We start from the raw sequence: 16,399 nt of genomic DNA, 5'->3' as shown, positions 1-16,399 counted from the left end.
GCGGGTTCTCAGCTGCTTCCTCGCGAGGACAGCTTTTTCCCTCGTGGCGGAGCCACTTGGGAAAAAGATCCCGCAGCGAGGAAGCAGCTGAGGTTCCGCCACCCGCACCGCTACGCAGAACGAGACCGAACAACCATCACGCCGGTTCCTCGGTTCGGTTGGTGTCCCAGCGGGTGTGGAACGAGCCTTCGACGTCGGTGCGGCGGTAGGTGTGCGCACCGAAGTAGTCGCGCTGCGCCTGCGTCACCGCCGCCGGGAGGCGCTGCGCCCGCAGCGCGTCGTAGTACGACAGCGCGGCGGAGAATCCGGGCGTGGGGATGCCGAGTTCGGCGCCGGTGGCCACCACGCGGCGCCACGCGTCCTGCGCGTCGGCGAGTTCGCGGGAGAACTCCGCGTCCGCCAGCAGCGTGGGCAGCGCGGGGTCGTTGCCGTAGGCGTTGCGGATTCGGTCCAGGAACGCGGCGCGGATGATGCAGCCACCGCGCCAGATCGTGGCCATCGCCCCGAGGTCGACGTCCCAGCCGTACTCGCGGCTGCCCACCGAGATCATGTTCCAGCCCTGCGCGTAGGACACGACCTTCGACGCGTACAGCGCCTTCTCCACGTCCTCGGCCAGCCGCTTCGCGTCCTCAGTGGACAGTGCGGCGGGCTGCGGGCCGGCCAGGCCCTGCGCGGCTTCGCGCAGGTCGCCGTGGCCGGACAGGCTGCGCGCGAACACGGCCTCGGCGATGCCGTTGACGGGCACGCCCAGCTCCAGCGCGGTCTGCACCGTCCAGCGGCCGGTGCCCTTCTGCTCCGCCTGGTCCTGGATGACGTCCACGAACGCCGCTCCGGTGCGGGCGTCGGTGTGCGTGAGGACCTCCGCGGTGATCTCGACCAGGTACGACGCGAGCCTGCCTTCGTTCCAGCCGCGGAACACCTCCGCGATGCGCGCCGGGTCCAGCCCGCCCGCGCGGCGCAGCAGGTCGTAGGACTCGGCGATCAGCTGCATGTCGGCGTACTCGATGCCGTTGTGCACCATCTTCACGAAGTGCCCGGCACCGCCGGGGCCGACGTGGGTGCAGCACGGCGTGCCGTCCACGTGCGCGCTGATCTTCTCCAGCATCGGCCCGAGCGATTCGTAGGCCTCGGCGGAGCCACCTGGCATGATCGACGGCCCGTTGAGCGCGCCCTCCTCACCGCCGGAGATGCCGGTGCCCACGAAGTGCAGGCCGCGTCCGCGCAGCGCCTCGTCGCGGCGGCGGGTGTCCTCGAAGTGCGCGTTGCCGCCGTCGATGATCACGTCGCCCTCGTCGAGCAGCGGGGCCAGCTCGTCGATCACGGCGTCGGTCGGCCCACCGGCCTTGACCATGATGACGACCCGGCGGGGCCGTTCCAGCGAAGCGACGAGGTCGGCCGCGGATTCGGCGGCGACGAACTCGCCCTCCTCGGCGAACCGCTCCATGAACTCGTGGGTGCGGCCGACGGAGCGGTTGTGCACGGCGACGGTGTAGCCGTTGCGCGCGAAGTTGCGGGCCAGATTGCGCCCCATCACGGCAAGGCCGGTGACGCCTACCTGCGCCAGCTTCGACATGAATACCTCTTTCGGCGTCCGGATGACTCACTGGAACAACTCACCCGCCGAGCCCGGTGTTCCCCGATGGCCGAGGATCACCTCGACGGGTGGGCCGCCCGCACAGTGCACACGCCCCGGGCCCCGGCGGCAGCACGGGTCAGCCGTCCAGCTCCTCGATCGTGGCCACCGAGGGGCGCTCGGTCCGCCGCAGCCGGTCGGCGACCCGCTCGGCGTCTTCGAGGACGCGGATCGCGTTGCGGTGCGCCAGTTTCGCGAGGTCCTGTTCGGACCAGCCGCGGTCCAGCAGCTCCGCGAACAGGTTCGGATAGCTCGCCACGTCGGCCAGGTCCGCCGGGGTGACGTCGACCCCGTCGTAGTCGCCGCCGATGCCCAGGTGGTCGACGCCCGCGATCTCCCGCATGTGGTCGAGGTGGTCGGCGACGGTGGCGGCGGTCGCGGCGGGCCTCGGGTGCGCCGCCTCGTAGTCGGCGCGGAACCGCCGCACCTGCTCGCCCCCGCCGTGCGCGTCGAGCCCCGCCCCGGTCGCCGCTGCGTCGAACGCGAGCACCCAGTTGCGGGCCTCCTGCAGCACGAACGAGGGCACGAAGGTGACCATCGCGACGCCGCCGTTGGCGGGCAGTTCGGCGAGCACGTCGTCGGGGATGTTGCGCGGGTGGTCGCACAGCGCGCGCGACGACGAGTGCGAGAACAGCACCGGCGCGCGGGTCACCCGCAGCGCGTGGCGCATGGTGTCGGCGGAGACGTGCGAGAGGTCGACGAGCATGCCCAGCCGGTTCATCTCCCGCACCACCTCCTCGCCGAAGGCGGTGAGCCCGTGCGCGGCGGGCTCGTCGGTCGCCGAGTCGGCCCACGGCACGTTGTCGTTGTGCGTCAACGTCAGGTACCGCACGCCCCGCGCGTGGAAGGCGCGCAGCGTCGCCAGCGAGCAGGCGATGCTGTGGCCGCCCTCGGCTCCCATCAGCGAGGCGATGCGGCCGTCGGCCATCGCGGCGCGCACTTCGGCGGCGGTGCCCGCGAGCCGCAGCTCGCCCGGGTGGCGCTCGGCGAGCCGCAGCACGCAGTCGATCTGCTCCAAGGTGGCCGACACCGCGCGGTCCCCTTGGAGCCCGGTCTCGACGTAGACGGACCAGAACTGCCCGCCGACACCACCGGCGCGCAGCCGGGCCAGGTCGGTGTGCAGCGTGCCGGTCCGGTCCTGGGAGAGGTCGAGCGCTTCCAGGTCGTAGGCCCCGTGCAGCCGCAGCGCCCACGGCAGGTCGTTGTGCCCGTCGAGCACCGGGTGCTCGGACAGCAACGTCCGAGCGCGTTGCACCGACTGTCCTCGCGCGTTGGTCATGGCACCTCACGTTCGCTGGGCATTCCGCCACCTGGTGTCTACCCGCAGGCCCAGCGCGCTTCAAGGTGATCGCGGGGACGGTTCGATCACTCGGCACCGGGTCGCCGTCGCGCCCGGCGCAACCTCCTGGCGGTGCGACCGCGAACAGCGGCGATGCGGGCGCGAACGCATGCCGATCCGCTCATGTGATCACGCAGAGCGAGCGGTGCATCACCAGGTCCCGTCAGCCCAAAGTTGATCTTTTCCAGCGCAACGACCCGCGCGCGGAGCTCCCGGCGACGAGGACGAGCCGCAGCCAGAAGGCACGAACAGGACCCGTCGCTGGTCAGCCGCAAACAGGCGGGTGAACGTGAAATACTTTCCTCGTTCCGCGCGGAATCATCTCGACTTCCGTGATCCGGGGCGAAGATTAGAGAAAATTCATTATCACTCAGCGTGATTCGCCATCGTGCACCTACTTGCACCCATCTGTGGGTTTGGCCGGAGTTCGGTTCGTGCAATAAGGTGAAATCAGTCCAGGAGAACCAAACCGGGCCCATCCCGTCGGGCCCGGAAGACACCTGGACAACTCCTGAAATTCCTCATCCGGAACCATTCCTGTCCGCGTTGCGACGATTTCAGGAGAACCGAAACCGCGTCGGCACCACCGCCGATCCGGCATGCAGAAAATCGAGGGACCGTTCCACCCCGGACCGAACCCGTATTCCGGGACGGTCCTCGCACACCCCTACCCGAAAAACCTGGAGGTACACCGTGAAGTACGGCACCGCACTGCGCAACGACGTGGCCGGCGAGCAGATCACACCGCTGATCGGCGTCTACGACATGTTCTCGGCCTCGGTCTCCGCCCAGCACTACTCCGGGATGTTCATCTCCGGATTCGGCTTCGCCGCCTCGCACTACGGCCTGCCCGACATCGGGTTCATCGCCTGGCCGGACATGGTCGCGTTCGTGCAGCGGCTGCGGCTGGCGTTCCCCCAGCAGCACCTGCTGGTCGACATCGACGACGGCTACGTCGACCCCGAGGTCGCCTGCCACGTCGTCGAGCAGCTGGAGATGATCGGTGCCTCCGGAGTCATCCTCGAGGACCAGCAGCGGCCGCGGCGCTGCGGCCACGTCGACGGCAAGCGGATCCTGCCGCTGGAGGATTACCTGGACAAGCTGGACCTGGTTCTCTCCACCAGGCAGGACCTGCTGGTCGTGGCCCGCACCGACGCCACCGAGGAGCGCGAGATCCTGCGCCGGGCGGAGGCGCTGTCCGAGACGGCGGCCGACGTGCTGCTGGTCGACGGAGTGCGCAGCGTCGACTGGATCGCCAAGGTCCGCAAGGTCATCGGCGACAAGCCGCTGCTGTTCAACCAGATCGCGGGCGGCAAGTCCCCACGGCTCTCGCTGCCGGAGCTGCAGGACCTCGGCGTCGACGTCGCGATCTACAGCACGCCGTGCCTGTTCGCCGCGCAATCCGCCATCGACCGGGCGCTGACCGATCTGCGCGTCGCCGACGGCAGGCTCCCGGAGGTCTCGGCCGGATCCGTCGGAGTCGCGGAATCGCTGGCGCTGCTGGAGCGCAACATCAGCCGGAACCACGTCAGGCCGGTCGAGATGCAGACCTGACCGGATCATCCCGCTTCCCGGCTACCGGAATCAGCGATTCCGGATTCATGCCGCCGGGAATTCACCTCTCCCCGAATTTCGACAGGACAGTGATGCCGAATAGCTTCGTCACGCGTTCGAGAATCGATCCCTACATCATCGCGCTCGTCCTCACCGCCGTTCTCGCGGCTTTCTTCCCGGTTCGCGGAGAACCCGCCGCGGTGCTCGACACCGCGGTCACGATCGCGATCGGATTCCTGTTCTTCCTCTACGGCGCCCGGCTCCCGCGGGGCGCCACCTGGGAAGGCGTTCGGCACTGGCGGTTGCACGGCGCGATCCTGCTCAGCACGTACGCCTTGTTCCCGGTGCTGGGGCTGGCGACCGCGGTCCTGGTGCCCGCCGTGCTCACCGAGCCGCTGCACTTGGGACTGCTGTTCCTGTGCGTGCTGCCCTCGACGGTGCAATCGTCGATCACCTTCACCTCGCTGGCCGGCGGCAACGTCGCCGCGGCGATCTGCGCGGCGACGTTCTCCAACGTGCTCGGGGTGCTGCTGACCCCGGTGCTGGCCGGGTTGCTGCTGGCGGGCGGCACCGGTGCCGTGCCGCTCGACGCGCTGCCCGAGATCGTGCTGTTGCTGCTGGTGCCGTTCCTGCTGGGACAGCTGGCCCGCCGCTGGATCGGCGAGTGGGTGCGCGCGCGGCGAGCGCTCGGCAAGCTCGATCGGGTCGTGATCCTCGCCGTCGTGTTCACCGCGTTCAGCGAGGGCACCGCGCACGGCATCTGGGAGCAGCTGACCCCGTCCGGGCTGCTGCTGCTCGCGGCCGTGTGCCTGGTGCTGCTGGTGGTGGTGCTGGCGGTGACCTCGCTGGCGGCGCGCTGGTGCGGGTTCAGCACCCCGGACCGGATCGCGCTGGTGTTCGCGGGTTCGAAGAAGAGCCTGGCCAGCGGCCTGCCGATGGCCTCGGTGCTGCTGCCCGCCGCGAGCGTGGGGCTGCTGGTGCTGCCGCTGATGCTCTACCACCAGCTGCAGCTGATCGCCTGCGCCTGGCTGGCCCGCCGGTTCGCCGACCGGTCGGCCGACGACGCCGCGTCGGCACCCGTCCCCGAAGCGTCGGCCTGACCCGACCCGTTCTTCCCGCACATCAACGAAAGGACCCCCATGCGCATCCTCCGGGGACTCGCCTGCGCCGCGCCGGCGACCGCCCTGCTGCTCTCGCCGGTGGCGCACGCCGGGCCGAGCAGCGACGGCCAGAGCAGCACCGGCTCCGGGCTGCTGAACGTGAGCTACAACGGCGACAGCCCCATCGAGATCGACCGCACGCTCAACCTCGACTTCGGGGCGGGCAGCGCGGGCAGCGATCACGACAACTGACGTCGTGGCGCGGCCGTGCACCGCACGGCCGCGCCGCATGCCCGCGCCGGTTCCCGCTCGTACGGTGGAACGCGGCGCACTTCGCGCATCCGACCACCGGTGAAGGGACGCTGAGCGATATGACCAGCGCTGACGTGCTCGTCGACGGCTACGACCGGATTCGGGAGGCCGTGCACGGCGCGACCCGCAAGCTGGGCGAGGACGAGCTCGTCCTCCGCGTCGACCCGCAGGCCAACTCGATCGCCTGGCTGATCTGGCATCTCACGCGGGTGCAGGACGATCACCTCGCGGGCGCGGCGGGAACGGAGCAGGTGTGGTTCACCCAGGGCTGGCGGGACCGGTTCGACCTGCCCTTCGACGACCTGGACATCGGCTACGGCCACAGCTCCGAGCAGGTGGCGCAGGTGCGCGCCGAAGCGGAACTGCTGCTCGGCTACCACGATTCGGTGCACGAGCGGACCGTGTCCTACGTGGCCGGGCTCTCCGACGCCGACCTCGACGAGGTGATCGATGCGGACTGGACGCCCCCGGTCACCCGAGGGGTCCGGCTGGTGAGCGTGCTGGCCGACGGCTTGCAGCACGCGGGACAGGCAGCGTTCATCCGCGGCATCGCGGAACGCCGGTGAGGCCCGCGCACGGCCGCCCCGGAAGTCGTCGGCCCGCACCGAGGGCGGATTCGGGGGTCACTGCTCGGCGCGGATGAGGCGGCGGGCGGCCTGGGCGCCGAGGCTGGTCTCGATGTGCTCGCGCATGACGTCGGCCGCCGCGTCGGCCTCGCCCGCCACGACGCACTCGACGAGCATCCGGTGCTCCTCGTCCTTCTTTTCCCGCGCCCGCGGTCCGCGGTCGATCTCCAGCGCGAGCCTGCGGTAGCGGTCCGCCTTGTCCCACAGGCCGTCGAGCGTCTCGATGAGCAGGTCGTTGTGCGAGGCGCGGTAGATCGCGACGTGGAAGCGGCGGTGGTGCAGCAGCTGCCGGTGCTCGGGGTCGGTGGGCAGCGAGCGCAGCCCGGTGGCGGCCGCGCGGATCTCGGCGATGTCCGCTTTGGTGCGCCGCTGCGCGGCCAGCGACACCGCGAGCGGGTCCAGCGAGCGCCGGATCTCCAGCAGGTCGCGGGCCTCTTCCGCGTTGAGCTCGGTGACCCGCGCGTCGCGGTGCGCGTCCAGTTCGACCAGCCGCTCCGCCTTGAGCCTGCGCAGCGCCTCGCGCAGCGGTGTGGTGCTGATGCCGATGGTGCGCGCCAGCGTGGCCTGGTTGAGCACCGAGCCGGGCGGGAACTCGCCCGAGAGGATCTTGTCGCGGACGCTGACGTACGCCAGCTCGCTCTTGGTCATCAGCGGTGACGCCGCCGGTTCGCTCATGCCACACCTCCCGTTCGGCTATAAGCTACCGCGCCGACTACCGCGCCCGACCACCAGGTGAAACACCTCGACCGGGCTCGTTATAAGACTCTCATCACAGGGTATCCGCTGGCTCTTCGGCACGCGATCACTTTTCTGCGAAGTCTTGACCGACCGAGGTTATAACCTCCAGGATATCGCCGTCCGCGACTTCCGGAGGAGATTCCATGACCGCACGCCCCACCCCCGCGTACCGACTCGGCCTGCTCGAAGGCGACGGGATCGGCGCGGAGATCGTGCCCGCGACGACCCGGGTCGTCGACGCGGCGCTGGCCGCGGCCGAGGCGCCGGGCGTCGACTGGCTCCCGCTGCCGCTCGGCCGGTCCGCGATCGACGAGCACGGGACACCGATCCCGGAATCGACGCTGGAGGCGCTGGCCGGGCTGGACGCGTGGCTGCTGGGGCCGCACGACAGCGCGGCCTACCCCGAACCGCACCGCTCGCGGCTCAACCCCAGCGGGACCATCCGCACCCGCTTCGGGCTCTACGCCAACATCCGCCCCGCGAAGGCGTTCGAGGGCGCGAAGGCGATGGTGCCCGGCACCGACCTGGTCATCGTGCGGGAGAACACCGAGGGCTTCTACGCCGACCGCAACACCCACGCGGGCACCGGCGAGTTCATGCCCACCCCCGACGTCGCCATCGCGCACGGCATCATCACCCGGCCCGCGGTGGAGCGGATCGCGCGCACCGCCTTCGAACTCGCCCGCGGCCGGCGCAAGCGGCTCACGATCGTGCACAAGGCGAACGTGCTGCGCCTGACCACCGGGCTGTTCCGCGACGTGTGCCGCGAGATCGCCGAGCAGTACCCCGACGTCACCGTCGACGACTTCCACATCGACGCGATGACCGTGCACCTGCTGCGCCGCGCCCCCGAGTTCGACGTGATCGTCACCGAGAACATGTTCGGCGACATCCTCTCCGACCTCACCGGCGAGCTCGCCGGATCGCTCGGCATCGCGCCCTCCATCAACGCCTCCGACCGGCAGTGCATGGCCCAGGCCTCGCACGGCTCGGCCCCGGACATCGCGGGACGCGACATCGCCAACCCGATCGCGATGATGCTCTCCGCCGCGATGTTGTTGGAGTGGCTGGGCGACCGCAACGACGACGACGCGCTGCGCCGGGCCGCGACGCTGCTGGACTCCGGCATCGCGCGCACGGTCGCGACCGGGACGTGCACCCCGGACATGGGCGGGTCGACCGGTACGGCGGCGTTCGCCGACGCGGTCGCCGCCGCGATCGGGGACCCGGCGTGACGACCGGCCCGCTCGTGGCGTTCGTGCACGCCACTCCCGCTTCGGTCGAACCCGTGAACACCGTGCTGCGCGCGGATTTCCCGGCGGCCGACCCGTGGCACCTGGTCGACGACCGGCTGATCGGCGAGGCCGACGCGGCCGGGGGGCTCACTCCCGCGCTGCGCCGGCGGATGCTCTCGCTGATCCGCCACGCGGTCGACGGCGGGGCCGCCACGGTGCAGCTGAGCTGCTCGATGTACGGACCGGTCGCGGCTCTCGCGCGGGAGCTGTGGGACGTGCCGGTGCGGGGGGCCGACGACGCCGCGTTCGCCGAGATCGCCCGCCGCGGACCCGCTCGGGTCCTCCTGCTGTCCTCTTTGGACTCGGCGCTGGCGGACTCGGCCCGGCGGCTCGCCGAGGCCGCCCCCGACGCCGGCGTCCTGCCCGCGCGGGCCGGCTCCGCGTCGGCGGATTCCCTGGTGCGAGCGGCACGTCCGCACCTGGCCGAGGCCGACCTCGTGCTGCTCGCCAACTACTCGCTGAGCCCGCACGCCGACGAGCTCGCGACGACCCTCGGCGCGGAAGTGCTGAGCCCGCCCCGGCTCGGCCTGGCGGCGCTGCGCGCCGAACTGCCGGGGCGACCGGCGACGCCGTAACCCGCGCACCCGGCCGATTCCACCGCACTCCGACGGTGACCGGTGTGCCGTCCTGCCGACGCGGCGGCGGCCACCGGCACCGCCGCGGGTCCTCGTGACGCGGGGGCGGCCGAGGTTCCACCCGCGCACAACACAGCTCACACCTCTGAGGAGCGACGATGCTCGCCGTTCTGGGATTCGGGACGCTCGGCGTCTTCATGGCGCTGGTGATGCGCAGATATGCGACCGCTTTCGTGGCGATCATGGCGACGCCCGTGTTCTTCGCCGTGGCCGCCGGGTTCGGCGGCGACCTCGACGAGATGATGCTCAACGGGCTGGAGATCGTCGCTCCGACCGCGATCCTGCTGCTGTTCGCGGTGCTCTACTTCGGCGTCATGATGGACGCCCGGCTGTTCGACCCGATCTCCCGCATGATCATCCGGGTCTCGAAGGGCGATCCGGTCCGCATCTGCGTCGGTACCGCCGTCCTCGCGCTGCTGGTCGCGCTCGACGGGGACGGCACCACCAGCTACATGATCATCTGCTCGGCGTTCTTACCGATCTACCGGCGCCTCGGCATCAACCCGCTCGTCATCGCCACGATCGCCACCATGGCGCTGGGCACCATCTCCGGCACGACTCCGTGGGGCGGCGCCGCCACCCGCGGGATCAGCGTGCTGCACCTGGATTCCACCGACTACTTCGTGCACATGATCGGCCCGATGGTGCTCACCTCGCTGACGATCGTCGCCATCGCCTGGATGCTGGGCCGCGACCAGCGCAAGCGCATCGACCGGTCCGTCATCGATGAGTTCGCCGCCGAGATCGCCGCGCAGGACCGCGGCGACGCGGACCGCACCTGGCGCACCTGGTTCAACGCGGGACTGACGGTGCTGCTGCTGGTGCTGCTGGTCGCCGGGGTCGCCGAGCCGGTGAACCTGTTCATGCTCGCGTTCGTGATCGCGCTGCTGGTCAACCACCCGCGCCTGGCCGACCAGGGCGAGGTCATCAAGAAGCACGCGGGCAACGCCGTCCCCGTCGTCATGCTGGTCCTCGGCGCCGGGATCTTCACCGGCATCATGACCGACACCGGCATGACCGAGGCGATGGCCGACGCGCTGCTGGCGGTCGTGCCCGACTCGCTCGGCAACCTCATCCCGCTGTTCACCGCCGTGATCGGCCTGCCGCTGAGCTTCTTCATGTCCAACGACGCCTACTTCTTCGGCGTGCTGCCGGTGCTCGCCGAATCGGCCGGGCACTACGGCATCGCGCCCGTCGAGATCGCCCGAGCCGGCGCCATCGGCCAGATGATGCACTCCATCGGCCCGGCCTCCGCGCCGCTGTGGGTGCTGCTCGGGCTGATCAAGCGCGACCTCGGCGACTTCCAACGCTTCGCCGTGCTCTGGGTGCTGCTGGCCTCGCTCGCCTACATCGCCTTCGCCGTGCTCACCGGAGCGATCAGCGTCGCGTGAGCCATGCCGGATGCGCATGGCTCCGGTGCGGAACCCTCGCTTGTCCGCATGGCCTCGTCCGAGCACCGTGGACGGTGAACCGACGACGAGCGGGAAGAGGCAACAGCATGACCACGTGGTTCATCACCGGAGCATCGCGCGGCCTCGGCCGGGAACTCACCGAACAGGCGCTGGACCGGGGCGACCGGGTCGCCGCCACGCTGCGGCGGCCCGAACAGCTCGACGACCTCGCCTGGCGGCACGGCGACCGGTTGTGGCGGCGGGCGCTGGACGTCACCGACACCGAGCAGATCGAGCAGGTGCTCGCGGCGGCGTTCACCGAGCTCGGGCACATCGACGTCCTCGTGTCCAACGCCGGGCTCGGCGTCTTCGGCGCCGCCGAGGACCTCTCCGACGAGCAGGTGCGGGGCGTGATCGAGACCAACCTGACCGGCTCGATCCAGCTCGCCCGCCGGGCCGTGCCGCGGCTGCGGGAGCAGGGCGGCGGGGTGTTCGTGCAGCTGTCCAGCATGGGCGGGCACATCACCTTCCCCGGATTCGCCATCTACCACGCGACGAAGTGGGGTGTGGAGGGCTACTTCGAGGCGCTCGCGAAGGAGGTCGAACCGTTCGGCATCCGGACCGTGCTCGTGGAACCCGGCCGGGTGCGGACGAGCTTCTACGAGGCGGCCGACCGGATCCCGGTCAGCGAGCCCTACCGCGGCGGCCCCGCCGACCAGCCCGCGCCGGTGGTCGAGGAGATGGTGGGCAGCCAAAGCGGTGTCGCGCGCTCGGTCGTCGAAGCCGCCACCTCCCCCGAGCCCCCGCTGCGGCTGCTGCTGAACTCCGACGCCTACGAGGCCGTCACCGACGCGGCCCGGGGACGGCTCACCGCGTGGGAGGCGCAGCGCGACATCGCCTACGCGGCCGACGCAGAGCACGCGCCCGCCTGAGCAGTGCGCATACTCGGACGATGCCGGAACTGACCCTCACCTCGCTGCGCGTCGTCGTCGAAGTGGCCCGGTGCGGCAGCTTCACCGCCGCGGCCGAGGCGCTGGGCTACACGCAGTCCGCGATCTCCCGCCAGGTCGGCGCGGCCGAGCACGCGGCCGGTGCAGCGCTGTTCGCCCGGCACGCGCGGGGAGTCCGGCCCACCGCGGCGGGCGAGGTGCTGCTGCGCCACGCCCGGCGGGTCGTGGCCCACCTGGAGGCCGCCGACCTGGAGATCGCGGGGCTGCGGGACCGGCTCGCGGGCAGGCTCGTCGTCGGCTCCTACCCGACCGCCGCAGCCGTGCTCGTGCCCCGCGCGATCGCCCGGCTGCGCACCGCGCACCCCGCGCTGGTGGTGGACCTGCGGGAGTCCGGCAGTCCCGCGCAAGTGCGCAGGCTGCGGGCGCGGCGGATCGAGGTCGCGGTGATCGCCGTCGGCGACGGGCTGCCCGACTACGACGTGGACGGGTTGCACGCCGAACCGCTCGGGCCGGGGCCGGGTCTCGGCATCGCGGTGAGCGACGAGCACCCGTTCGCCGCCCGCGAGCAGGTCGACGTCGCCGAACTCGCGGGGCAAGCGTGGATCGTCGGCTCGGGCGGAGCGGACGAGCCGCAGTTCGGCGCCTGGCCGACGCTGGCCGCACCGGAGATCGCGCACCGGTCCGCGAGCTGGCAGATCCGGCTGGGCATGGTGGCCGCCGGGCTCGGCATCTCGCTGCTGCCCGGCATGGCCGCCGACGCCGCGCCGCGCGGCGTCACCTGGGTGCGGGTCCACGACCCCGAGTTCGTGCGGCGCCGGGAGACGATGCTGCTCACCGCCGCCGACCGCTCCCCCGCCGCCGACGCCTTCGCCCGAGCCGTCCACGACGAACTCGCCGCGCGCTGACCGCGGGACCGCTCAGCCGTGGTCGCGGATGCGGCTGAGGAAGCGGCGGGTCCGGTCCTGCTGCGGGTCGCCGATCACCTGGGCGCTGGTGCCCTGCTCGACGATGACGCCGCCGTCGAGGAACAGGACCTGGTCGGCGACCTGCTGGGCGAAGCGGATCTCGTGGGTGACGATCACCATCGTCCAGCCCTCGGCCGCGAGGTCCTTGATCACCGCGAGCACTTCGCCCACCAGTTCCGGGTCCAGCGCGGAGGTCGGCTCGTCGAACAGCACCGCCCGCGGCTTCAACGCCAGGGCCCGCGCGATGCCGACGCGCTGCTGCTGCCCGCCGGAGAGCTGGAACGGGTAGGCGTCGGCGCGGTCGGCGAGCCCCACCTGATCGAGCAGCGTCCGGGCGTCGGCGACGGCCTCCTCCCGCGGGCGCCGCTGCGCCACGACGGGACCCTCGACGACGTTCTCCAGGACCGTGCGGTGCGGGAAGAGGTTGTGGGCCTGGAAGACCATGCCGCTCTGCGCCCGCAACCGGGCGCTCTCCTTGCGACCGGCCTTGCCGGCGGGCAGCCGGGCGAAGTCGATCTCGACGTCGTCGATGCCGATGACTCCGGCCTCGGGCGTCTCCAGCACGTTGAGCGACCGCAGCACGGTCGTCTTGCCCGAGCCCGACGGTCCCAGCAGGACCGTCGAAGTCCCCTGCAGGGCCTCGAAGTCGATGCCGCGCAGGACGTGCTGGTCGCCGAAGGACTTCTCCAGGCCGTGCACCCGGACGCGGGCGGGCTCGGCGGGCTGCACTGTGGTGTCGGTCATCGGGCCACGTACCTGTCCAGTCGGGTTTCCAGTCGTTTCTGCCCGGCGGAGAGCGCCACGCAGATCACCCAGTAGTACAGCCCGGCGAAGGCGTACAGGGCGAGGAACTCGTTGCTCTCGGCGGCGGCGAGCTGGGACTGCCGGAACAGTTCCGTCAGCAGCACCACCGATCCGAGCGAGGTGTCCTTCAGCAGTGACAGCAACGTGTTCGACAGCGGTGGCACCGCCGTCCGCGTCGCCTGCGGCAGGATGATCCGGCGCAGCGTCTGCCGGTAGTCGAGCCCGATCGTGGCCGCCGCCTCGAACTGCCCCTTCGGCACCGCGAGGATCGCCGAGCGCACGACCTCCGCCGCGTACCCGGCGACGTTGAGGCTGAACGCGATCACGGCGGCGGTGAACGGCGGGAACTTCACCCCGAGCTGCGGCAGCCCGTAGAAGACGATGAACAGTTGCAGCAGCAGCGGGGTGCCGCGGATGATCGAGATGAACGCGCGGGCCAGTCCGGACAGGACCTTGTACGGCGAGATCCGCGCGAGGGCCACGAGCAGCGCGAGCGAGAGCCCGATCGCGAAGCTCAGCACTGTGAGCGGGATCGTCACCTGGACGAGGCCGACGAACATCGGCCACGCCGTGCTGCGCAGCACGTCCCAGGTGCTGCGGTGACCGCGCCCCTCGGACAGGTCGGCCTCACCACCGTCGGGCACCGAGACGTCGGCCTTGAAGTACTTCTCCGAGATGCTCTTGAGCGTCCCGTCGGCCTTGAGCTCGGCGATCGCCCGGTTCCCCTGGTCGAGCAGGGCCTGATCGGTCTTGCGGAAGGTGAGGACCTGCTCGCTGGTCTCGGCACCGGCGTTGCCCGCGATCTCCACGTCGGTGGAACCGGTGCTGGCCAGGTAGTCGAGCACGGCGATGTTGTCGTTGACGATCGCGTCGACCCGACCCTGGGTGAGCAGCGCCGCCGCCTGCGCGAAGCCCTCGACGGCTTCGACGTTCGCGCCCGCGTCCTTGGCGACCTGGGCCCAGTTGCTGGTGCTCGACTGCGCGGTCGTCTTGCCGCGGAGGTCTTCGAGCGTCTTGATGCCCTCGTCGCCGGTGCGGCGGATGATCACGCCGCGCGAGTACGTGTACGGCTCGGACAGGTCGTACTTGGCGGCGCGTTCCTCGTTGACGGAGACCTGGTTGGCGATGACGTCGATCCGCCCGGCGTCGAGCGCGGGGAAGATCGCGTCCCACTGGGTCTCGACGAATTCGAGGTCCCACCCGGCCTTGTCGGCGACCGCCTTGATCACGTCGATGTCGTAGCCGGTGAGTTCCTGCGTCCCCGGATCGTGGAACGAGAAGGGCGGATAGGTCCCTTCGGTGCCGACCCGGACCACGGGCCGTTCGGGCTCCTGCGCCGAGGCCGCGCTCGCGAGCGCGGGCAGGGCCACCACCATCAGCAGGAACAGCACCGCGCACCTGAGCGCATGCCGCATCGGAGAATCCCCTCACCTTCCACAGTGCCCGGAAGCGGCACCGCGCAGCCGAGCATAGGGGGAATCGGCGCTCGGCACTTCAAGATCCACATCGCGGGAACGCGCAGGTGGTGGCACTGCGGCGCGGCCTCAGACCGACGCGGGTTCCCGCGTCCGCTTGCGCTCCAGGCGGTCGAACAAGGTGAGCAGCGGCGTCGCCATGATCGTCGTGACCAGGGCGACGACCACGAGCACGCTGAACAGCTGCGGCGTCACGATGCCCGCCGCGAGCCCCACGTTGATCGCGATGAGCTGCATCAGCCCGCGCGCGTTCATCAGCGCGCCGACGCGGAGGGCGACCGAGCTCGGCTCCCCCGCCAGCCGCGCGGCGGCCCAGCAGGCACCGAGCTTGCCCACGATCGCCACGAGCACCGCGCCCGCCGTGAACAGCAGCAGCCCCGGATCCAGCAGCAGCGCCATGTTCGTGTTCAGCCCCGAATAGGTGAAGAACAGCGGCAGGAACAGCGTGCTCACCGGCTTCATCGCGTGCACCGCGCCGTCGACGGCCGCCGAGCGCGGCAGCACCACTCCGAGGCTGAACGCGCCGAACACGGCGTAGAGCCCGATCTTGTCCGTGTACCAGGCCGCCAGGAACAGCACCACGACCACCGCCATCAGCAAGTGCTCCGGGTTGAGCCGCCGCACCGCGCGGTCGGCCCGGTCTCCGGCGCGGACGATCGCGACGAGCACCACGACGAACACCGCGCTGCCGCCCGCGGCGACCGCGAACGGGCCGATGCTGGCGGCGCTGATGCTCAGCACCCCGGCCAGCAGCACCCACGCGACCGCGTCGTCCAACGCGCCCGAGGCCAGCGACAGCGACCCGAACCGGGTGCCGGACAGGCCGCGCTCGGTGATGATCCGGGCCAGCATCGGGAACGCGGTGATCGCCAGCGTGACGCCCACGAACAACGCCGAGACCAGCAGCGGCACTCCCGGCGGGAACATGCCCGCGGTGTCGGCGGCGATCCAGGTCAGCGCGATCCCCAGCACCAGCGGGGTGATCACCCCGGCCACCGACACCAGCGACGCGGGCCGCGCGACCTGACGCAACCGGTCCACGCGGAACTCGTAGCCCGCTTGGAACATGAACACGACCAGCCCGATCTGCCCCACCACGTACAGCACCGGCCGCAACGCGTCCGGGAACACGGCCTGCTCCACGGCGGGCGCGATCCAGCCGAGCAGGGACGGGCCGAGCACCACCCCCGCCACCATCTCCCCCACCACCGGAGGCTGCCCGAAGGCCCGCAGCAGACGTCCGACCAACCGGCAGCTGACCAGGATGACGATCGCAGCCAAGAAGAACGCCGGCGCGAGTTCAGTAGGGGACAAGGTGCTTCCTCCGCAGGAGAGGGGCGCGCCGACGCGCGCCGACCGGCGATTCCGTGCTGCTACAGGAATTTCAAAACGTCGAAGACCGCCAACATCCCCACCCGTTCCAGGTGGGCACCGTCCTTGGTCCTTGTCTTGTCAGCGAGCGAAGCCGCTGAGCAGCGACCAGCTAGAGCAAGCCGACCACCCGCGGGTTCTCAGCGTTCTTCTCGCGAGGACAGCTTTTTCCCTCGTGGCGGAGCCACTTGGGAAAAAGATCCCGCAGCGA

At 70.8% G+C, this 16,399-nt stretch carries 15 protein-coding genes; 9 read left to right on the top strand and 6 right to left on the bottom strand.

Annotation, left to right across the window (positions count from 1 at the left end; genetic code table 11):
* Positions 1-136 precede the first annotated feature (136 nt).
* Together gndA and ACWD38_RS27810 are read right to left on the bottom strand one after the other, a co-directional pair.
* Positions 137-1,573 carry an NADP-dependent phosphogluconate dehydrogenase gene (gene gndA / locus ACWD38_RS27815; RefSeq protein WP_450125244.1) on the bottom strand — a complete coding sequence of 479 codons (1,437 nt, stop codon included), beginning with the start codon at positions 1,571-1,573 and terminating at the stop codon, positions 137-139.
* 139 nt (positions 1,574-1,712) lie between these two features.
* On the bottom strand, positions 1,713-2,912 hold the full coding sequence (locus tag ACWD38_RS27810) for a dipeptidase (protein ID WP_184478673.1): 1,200 nt from the start codon (positions 2,910-2,912) through the stop codon (positions 1,713-1,715).
* Between the two features lie 753 nt (positions 2,913-3,665).
* Between ACWD38_RS27810 and ACWD38_RS27805 the strand changes: the two genes are divergently transcribed.
* The 4 genes from ACWD38_RS27805 (at position 3,666) to ACWD38_RS27790 (ending at position 6,504) form a co-directional block, all read left to right on the top strand.
* On the top strand, positions 3,666-4,526 hold the full coding sequence (locus ACWD38_RS27805) for an isocitrate lyase/phosphoenolpyruvate mutase family protein (protein WP_184478672.1): 861 nt from the start codon (positions 3,666-3,668) through the stop codon (positions 4,524-4,526).
* A gap of 92 nt (positions 4,527-4,618) precedes the next feature.
* Entirely contained in the window at positions 4,619-5,626 is a 1,008-nt protein-coding gene (locus tag ACWD38_RS27800; protein ID WP_184478671.1) for a bile acid:sodium symporter family protein, read from the top strand.
* 39 nt (positions 5,627-5,665) lie between these two features.
* Positions 5,666-5,878, top strand: coding sequence for a hypothetical protein (locus tag ACWD38_RS27795; RefSeq protein ID WP_184478670.1), 213 nt, complete (start codon positions 5,666-5,668; stop codon positions 5,876-5,878).
* A gap of 119 nt (positions 5,879-5,997) precedes the next feature.
* Positions 5,998-6,504, top strand: coding sequence for a mycothiol transferase (locus ACWD38_RS27790; protein WP_184478669.1), 507 nt, complete (start codon positions 5,998-6,000; stop codon positions 6,502-6,504).
* Positions 6,505-6,561: 57 nt separating this feature from the next.
* Here the strand turns inward: ACWD38_RS27790 and ACWD38_RS27785 are convergent, their stop codons facing one another.
* Positions 6,562-7,239: a GntR family transcriptional regulator gene (locus tag ACWD38_RS27785; protein WP_184478668.1), complete on the bottom strand. Its 678-nt coding sequence runs from the start codon at positions 7,237-7,239 to the stop codon at positions 6,562-6,564.
* 206 nt (positions 7,240-7,445) lie between these two features.
* Between ACWD38_RS27785 and ACWD38_RS27780 the strand changes: the two genes are divergently transcribed.
* The 5 genes from ACWD38_RS27780 to ACWD38_RS27760 all read left to right on the top strand — a co-directional run bounded on the left by ACWD38_RS27780 (position 7,446) and on the right by ACWD38_RS27760 (position 12,478).
* Positions 7,446-8,537 carry an isocitrate/isopropylmalate dehydrogenase family protein gene (locus ACWD38_RS27780; RefSeq protein WP_184478667.1) on the top strand — a complete coding sequence of 364 codons (1,092 nt, stop codon included), beginning with the start codon at positions 7,446-7,448 and terminating at the stop codon, positions 8,535-8,537.
* A complete protein-coding gene (locus ACWD38_RS27775) occupies positions 8,534-9,172 on the top strand; it encodes a hypothetical protein (RefSeq protein ID WP_450125243.1) in 639 nt (212 codons plus the stop codon). The genes ACWD38_RS27780 and ACWD38_RS27775 overlap by 4 nt, the downstream gene beginning before the upstream one ends.
* 158 nt (positions 9,173-9,330) lie before the next feature.
* Positions 9,331-10,623 (top strand): CitMHS family transporter, encoded by a 1,293-nt coding sequence (locus tag ACWD38_RS27770; RefSeq protein ID WP_450125242.1) that lies wholly within the window; start codon positions 9,331-9,333, stop codon positions 10,621-10,623.
* 107 nt (positions 10,624-10,730) lie between these two features.
* Entirely contained in the window at positions 10,731-11,555 is an 825-nt protein-coding gene (locus ACWD38_RS27765) for an SDR family oxidoreductase (protein ID WP_450125241.1), read from the top strand.
* 20 nt (positions 11,556-11,575) lie between these two features.
* On the top strand, positions 11,576-12,478 hold the full coding sequence (locus ACWD38_RS27760; RefSeq protein ID WP_450125240.1) for a LysR family transcriptional regulator: 903 nt from the start codon (positions 11,576-11,578) through the stop codon (positions 12,476-12,478).
* Positions 12,479-12,490: 12 nt separating this feature from the next.
* Here the strand turns inward: ACWD38_RS27760 and ACWD38_RS27755 are convergent, their stop codons facing one another.
* The 3 genes from ACWD38_RS27755 to ACWD38_RS27745 all read right to left on the bottom strand — a co-directional run bounded on the left by ACWD38_RS27755 (position 12,491) and on the right by ACWD38_RS27745 (position 16,131).
* Positions 12,491-13,282, bottom strand: coding sequence for an amino acid ABC transporter ATP-binding protein (locus ACWD38_RS27755; RefSeq protein WP_450125239.1), 792 nt, complete (start codon positions 13,280-13,282; stop codon positions 12,491-12,493).
* A complete protein-coding gene (locus ACWD38_RS27750; protein WP_184478661.1) occupies positions 13,279-14,757 on the bottom strand; it encodes an ABC transporter substrate-binding protein/permease in 1,479 nt (492 codons plus the stop codon). Before ACWD38_RS27750 ends, ACWD38_RS27755 begins: the two co-directional genes overlap by 4 nt.
* Positions 14,758-14,886: 129 nt before the next feature.
* Positions 14,887-16,131, bottom strand: a complete 1,245-nt coding sequence (locus ACWD38_RS27745) for a cation:proton antiporter (protein WP_450125238.1) — start codon at positions 16,129-16,131, stop codon at positions 14,887-14,889.
* Between the last annotated feature and the right edge of the window lie 268 nt (positions 16,132-16,399).

The sequence above is a fragment of the Saccharopolyspora sp. NPDC002578 genome (assembly GCF_053592695.1).
Note: the sequence above shows the minus strand (reverse complement) of the source record. Positions and strands in the feature narration are given on the sequence as shown.

What these genes read in the sequence shown, in the direction of transcription:
- ACWD38_RS27760 (WP_450125240.1), top strand. Translation starts at nt 11,576, where the DNA reads ATGCCGGAACTGACCCTCACCTCGCTGCGCGTCGTCGTCGAAGTGGCC.
- ACWD38_RS27780 (WP_184478667.1), top strand. Translation starts at nt 7,446, where the DNA reads ATGACCGCACGCCCCACCCCCGCGTACCGACTCGGCCTGCTCGAAGGC.
- ACWD38_RS27790 (WP_184478669.1), top strand. Translation starts at nt 5,998, where the DNA reads ATGACCAGCGCTGACGTGCTCGTCGACGGCTACGACCGGATTCGGGAG.
- ACWD38_RS27755 (WP_450125239.1), bottom strand. Translation starts at nt 13,282, where the DNA reads ATGACCGACACCACAGTGCAGCCCGCCGAGCCCGCCCGCGTCCGGGTG.
- gndA (WP_450125244.1), bottom strand. Translation starts at nt 1,573, where the DNA reads ATGTCGAAGCTGGCGCAGGTAGGCGTCACCGGCCTTGCCGTGATGGGG.
- ACWD38_RS27800 (WP_184478671.1), top strand. Translation starts at nt 4,619, where the DNA reads ATGCCGAATAGCTTCGTCACGCGTTCGAGAATCGATCCCTACATCATC.
- ACWD38_RS27785 (WP_184478668.1), bottom strand. Translation starts at nt 7,239, where the DNA reads ATGAGCGAACCGGCGGCGTCACCGCTGATGACCAAGAGCGAGCTGGCG.
- ACWD38_RS27795 (WP_184478670.1), top strand. Translation starts at nt 5,666, where the DNA reads ATGCGCATCCTCCGGGGACTCGCCTGCGCCGCGCCGGCGACCGCCCTG.
- ACWD38_RS27770 (WP_450125242.1), top strand. Translation starts at nt 9,331, where the DNA reads ATGCTCGCCGTTCTGGGATTCGGGACGCTCGGCGTCTTCATGGCGCTG.
- ACWD38_RS27750 (WP_184478661.1), bottom strand. Translation starts at nt 14,757, where the DNA reads ATGCGGCATGCGCTCAGGTGCGCGGTGCTGTTCCTGCTGATGGTGGTG.
- ACWD38_RS27810 (WP_184478673.1), bottom strand. Translation starts at nt 2,912, where the DNA reads ATGACCAACGCGCGAGGACAGTCGGTGCAACGCGCTCGGACGTTGCTG.
- ACWD38_RS27765 (WP_450125241.1), top strand. Translation starts at nt 10,731, where the DNA reads ATGACCACGTGGTTCATCACCGGAGCATCGCGCGGCCTCGGCCGGGAA.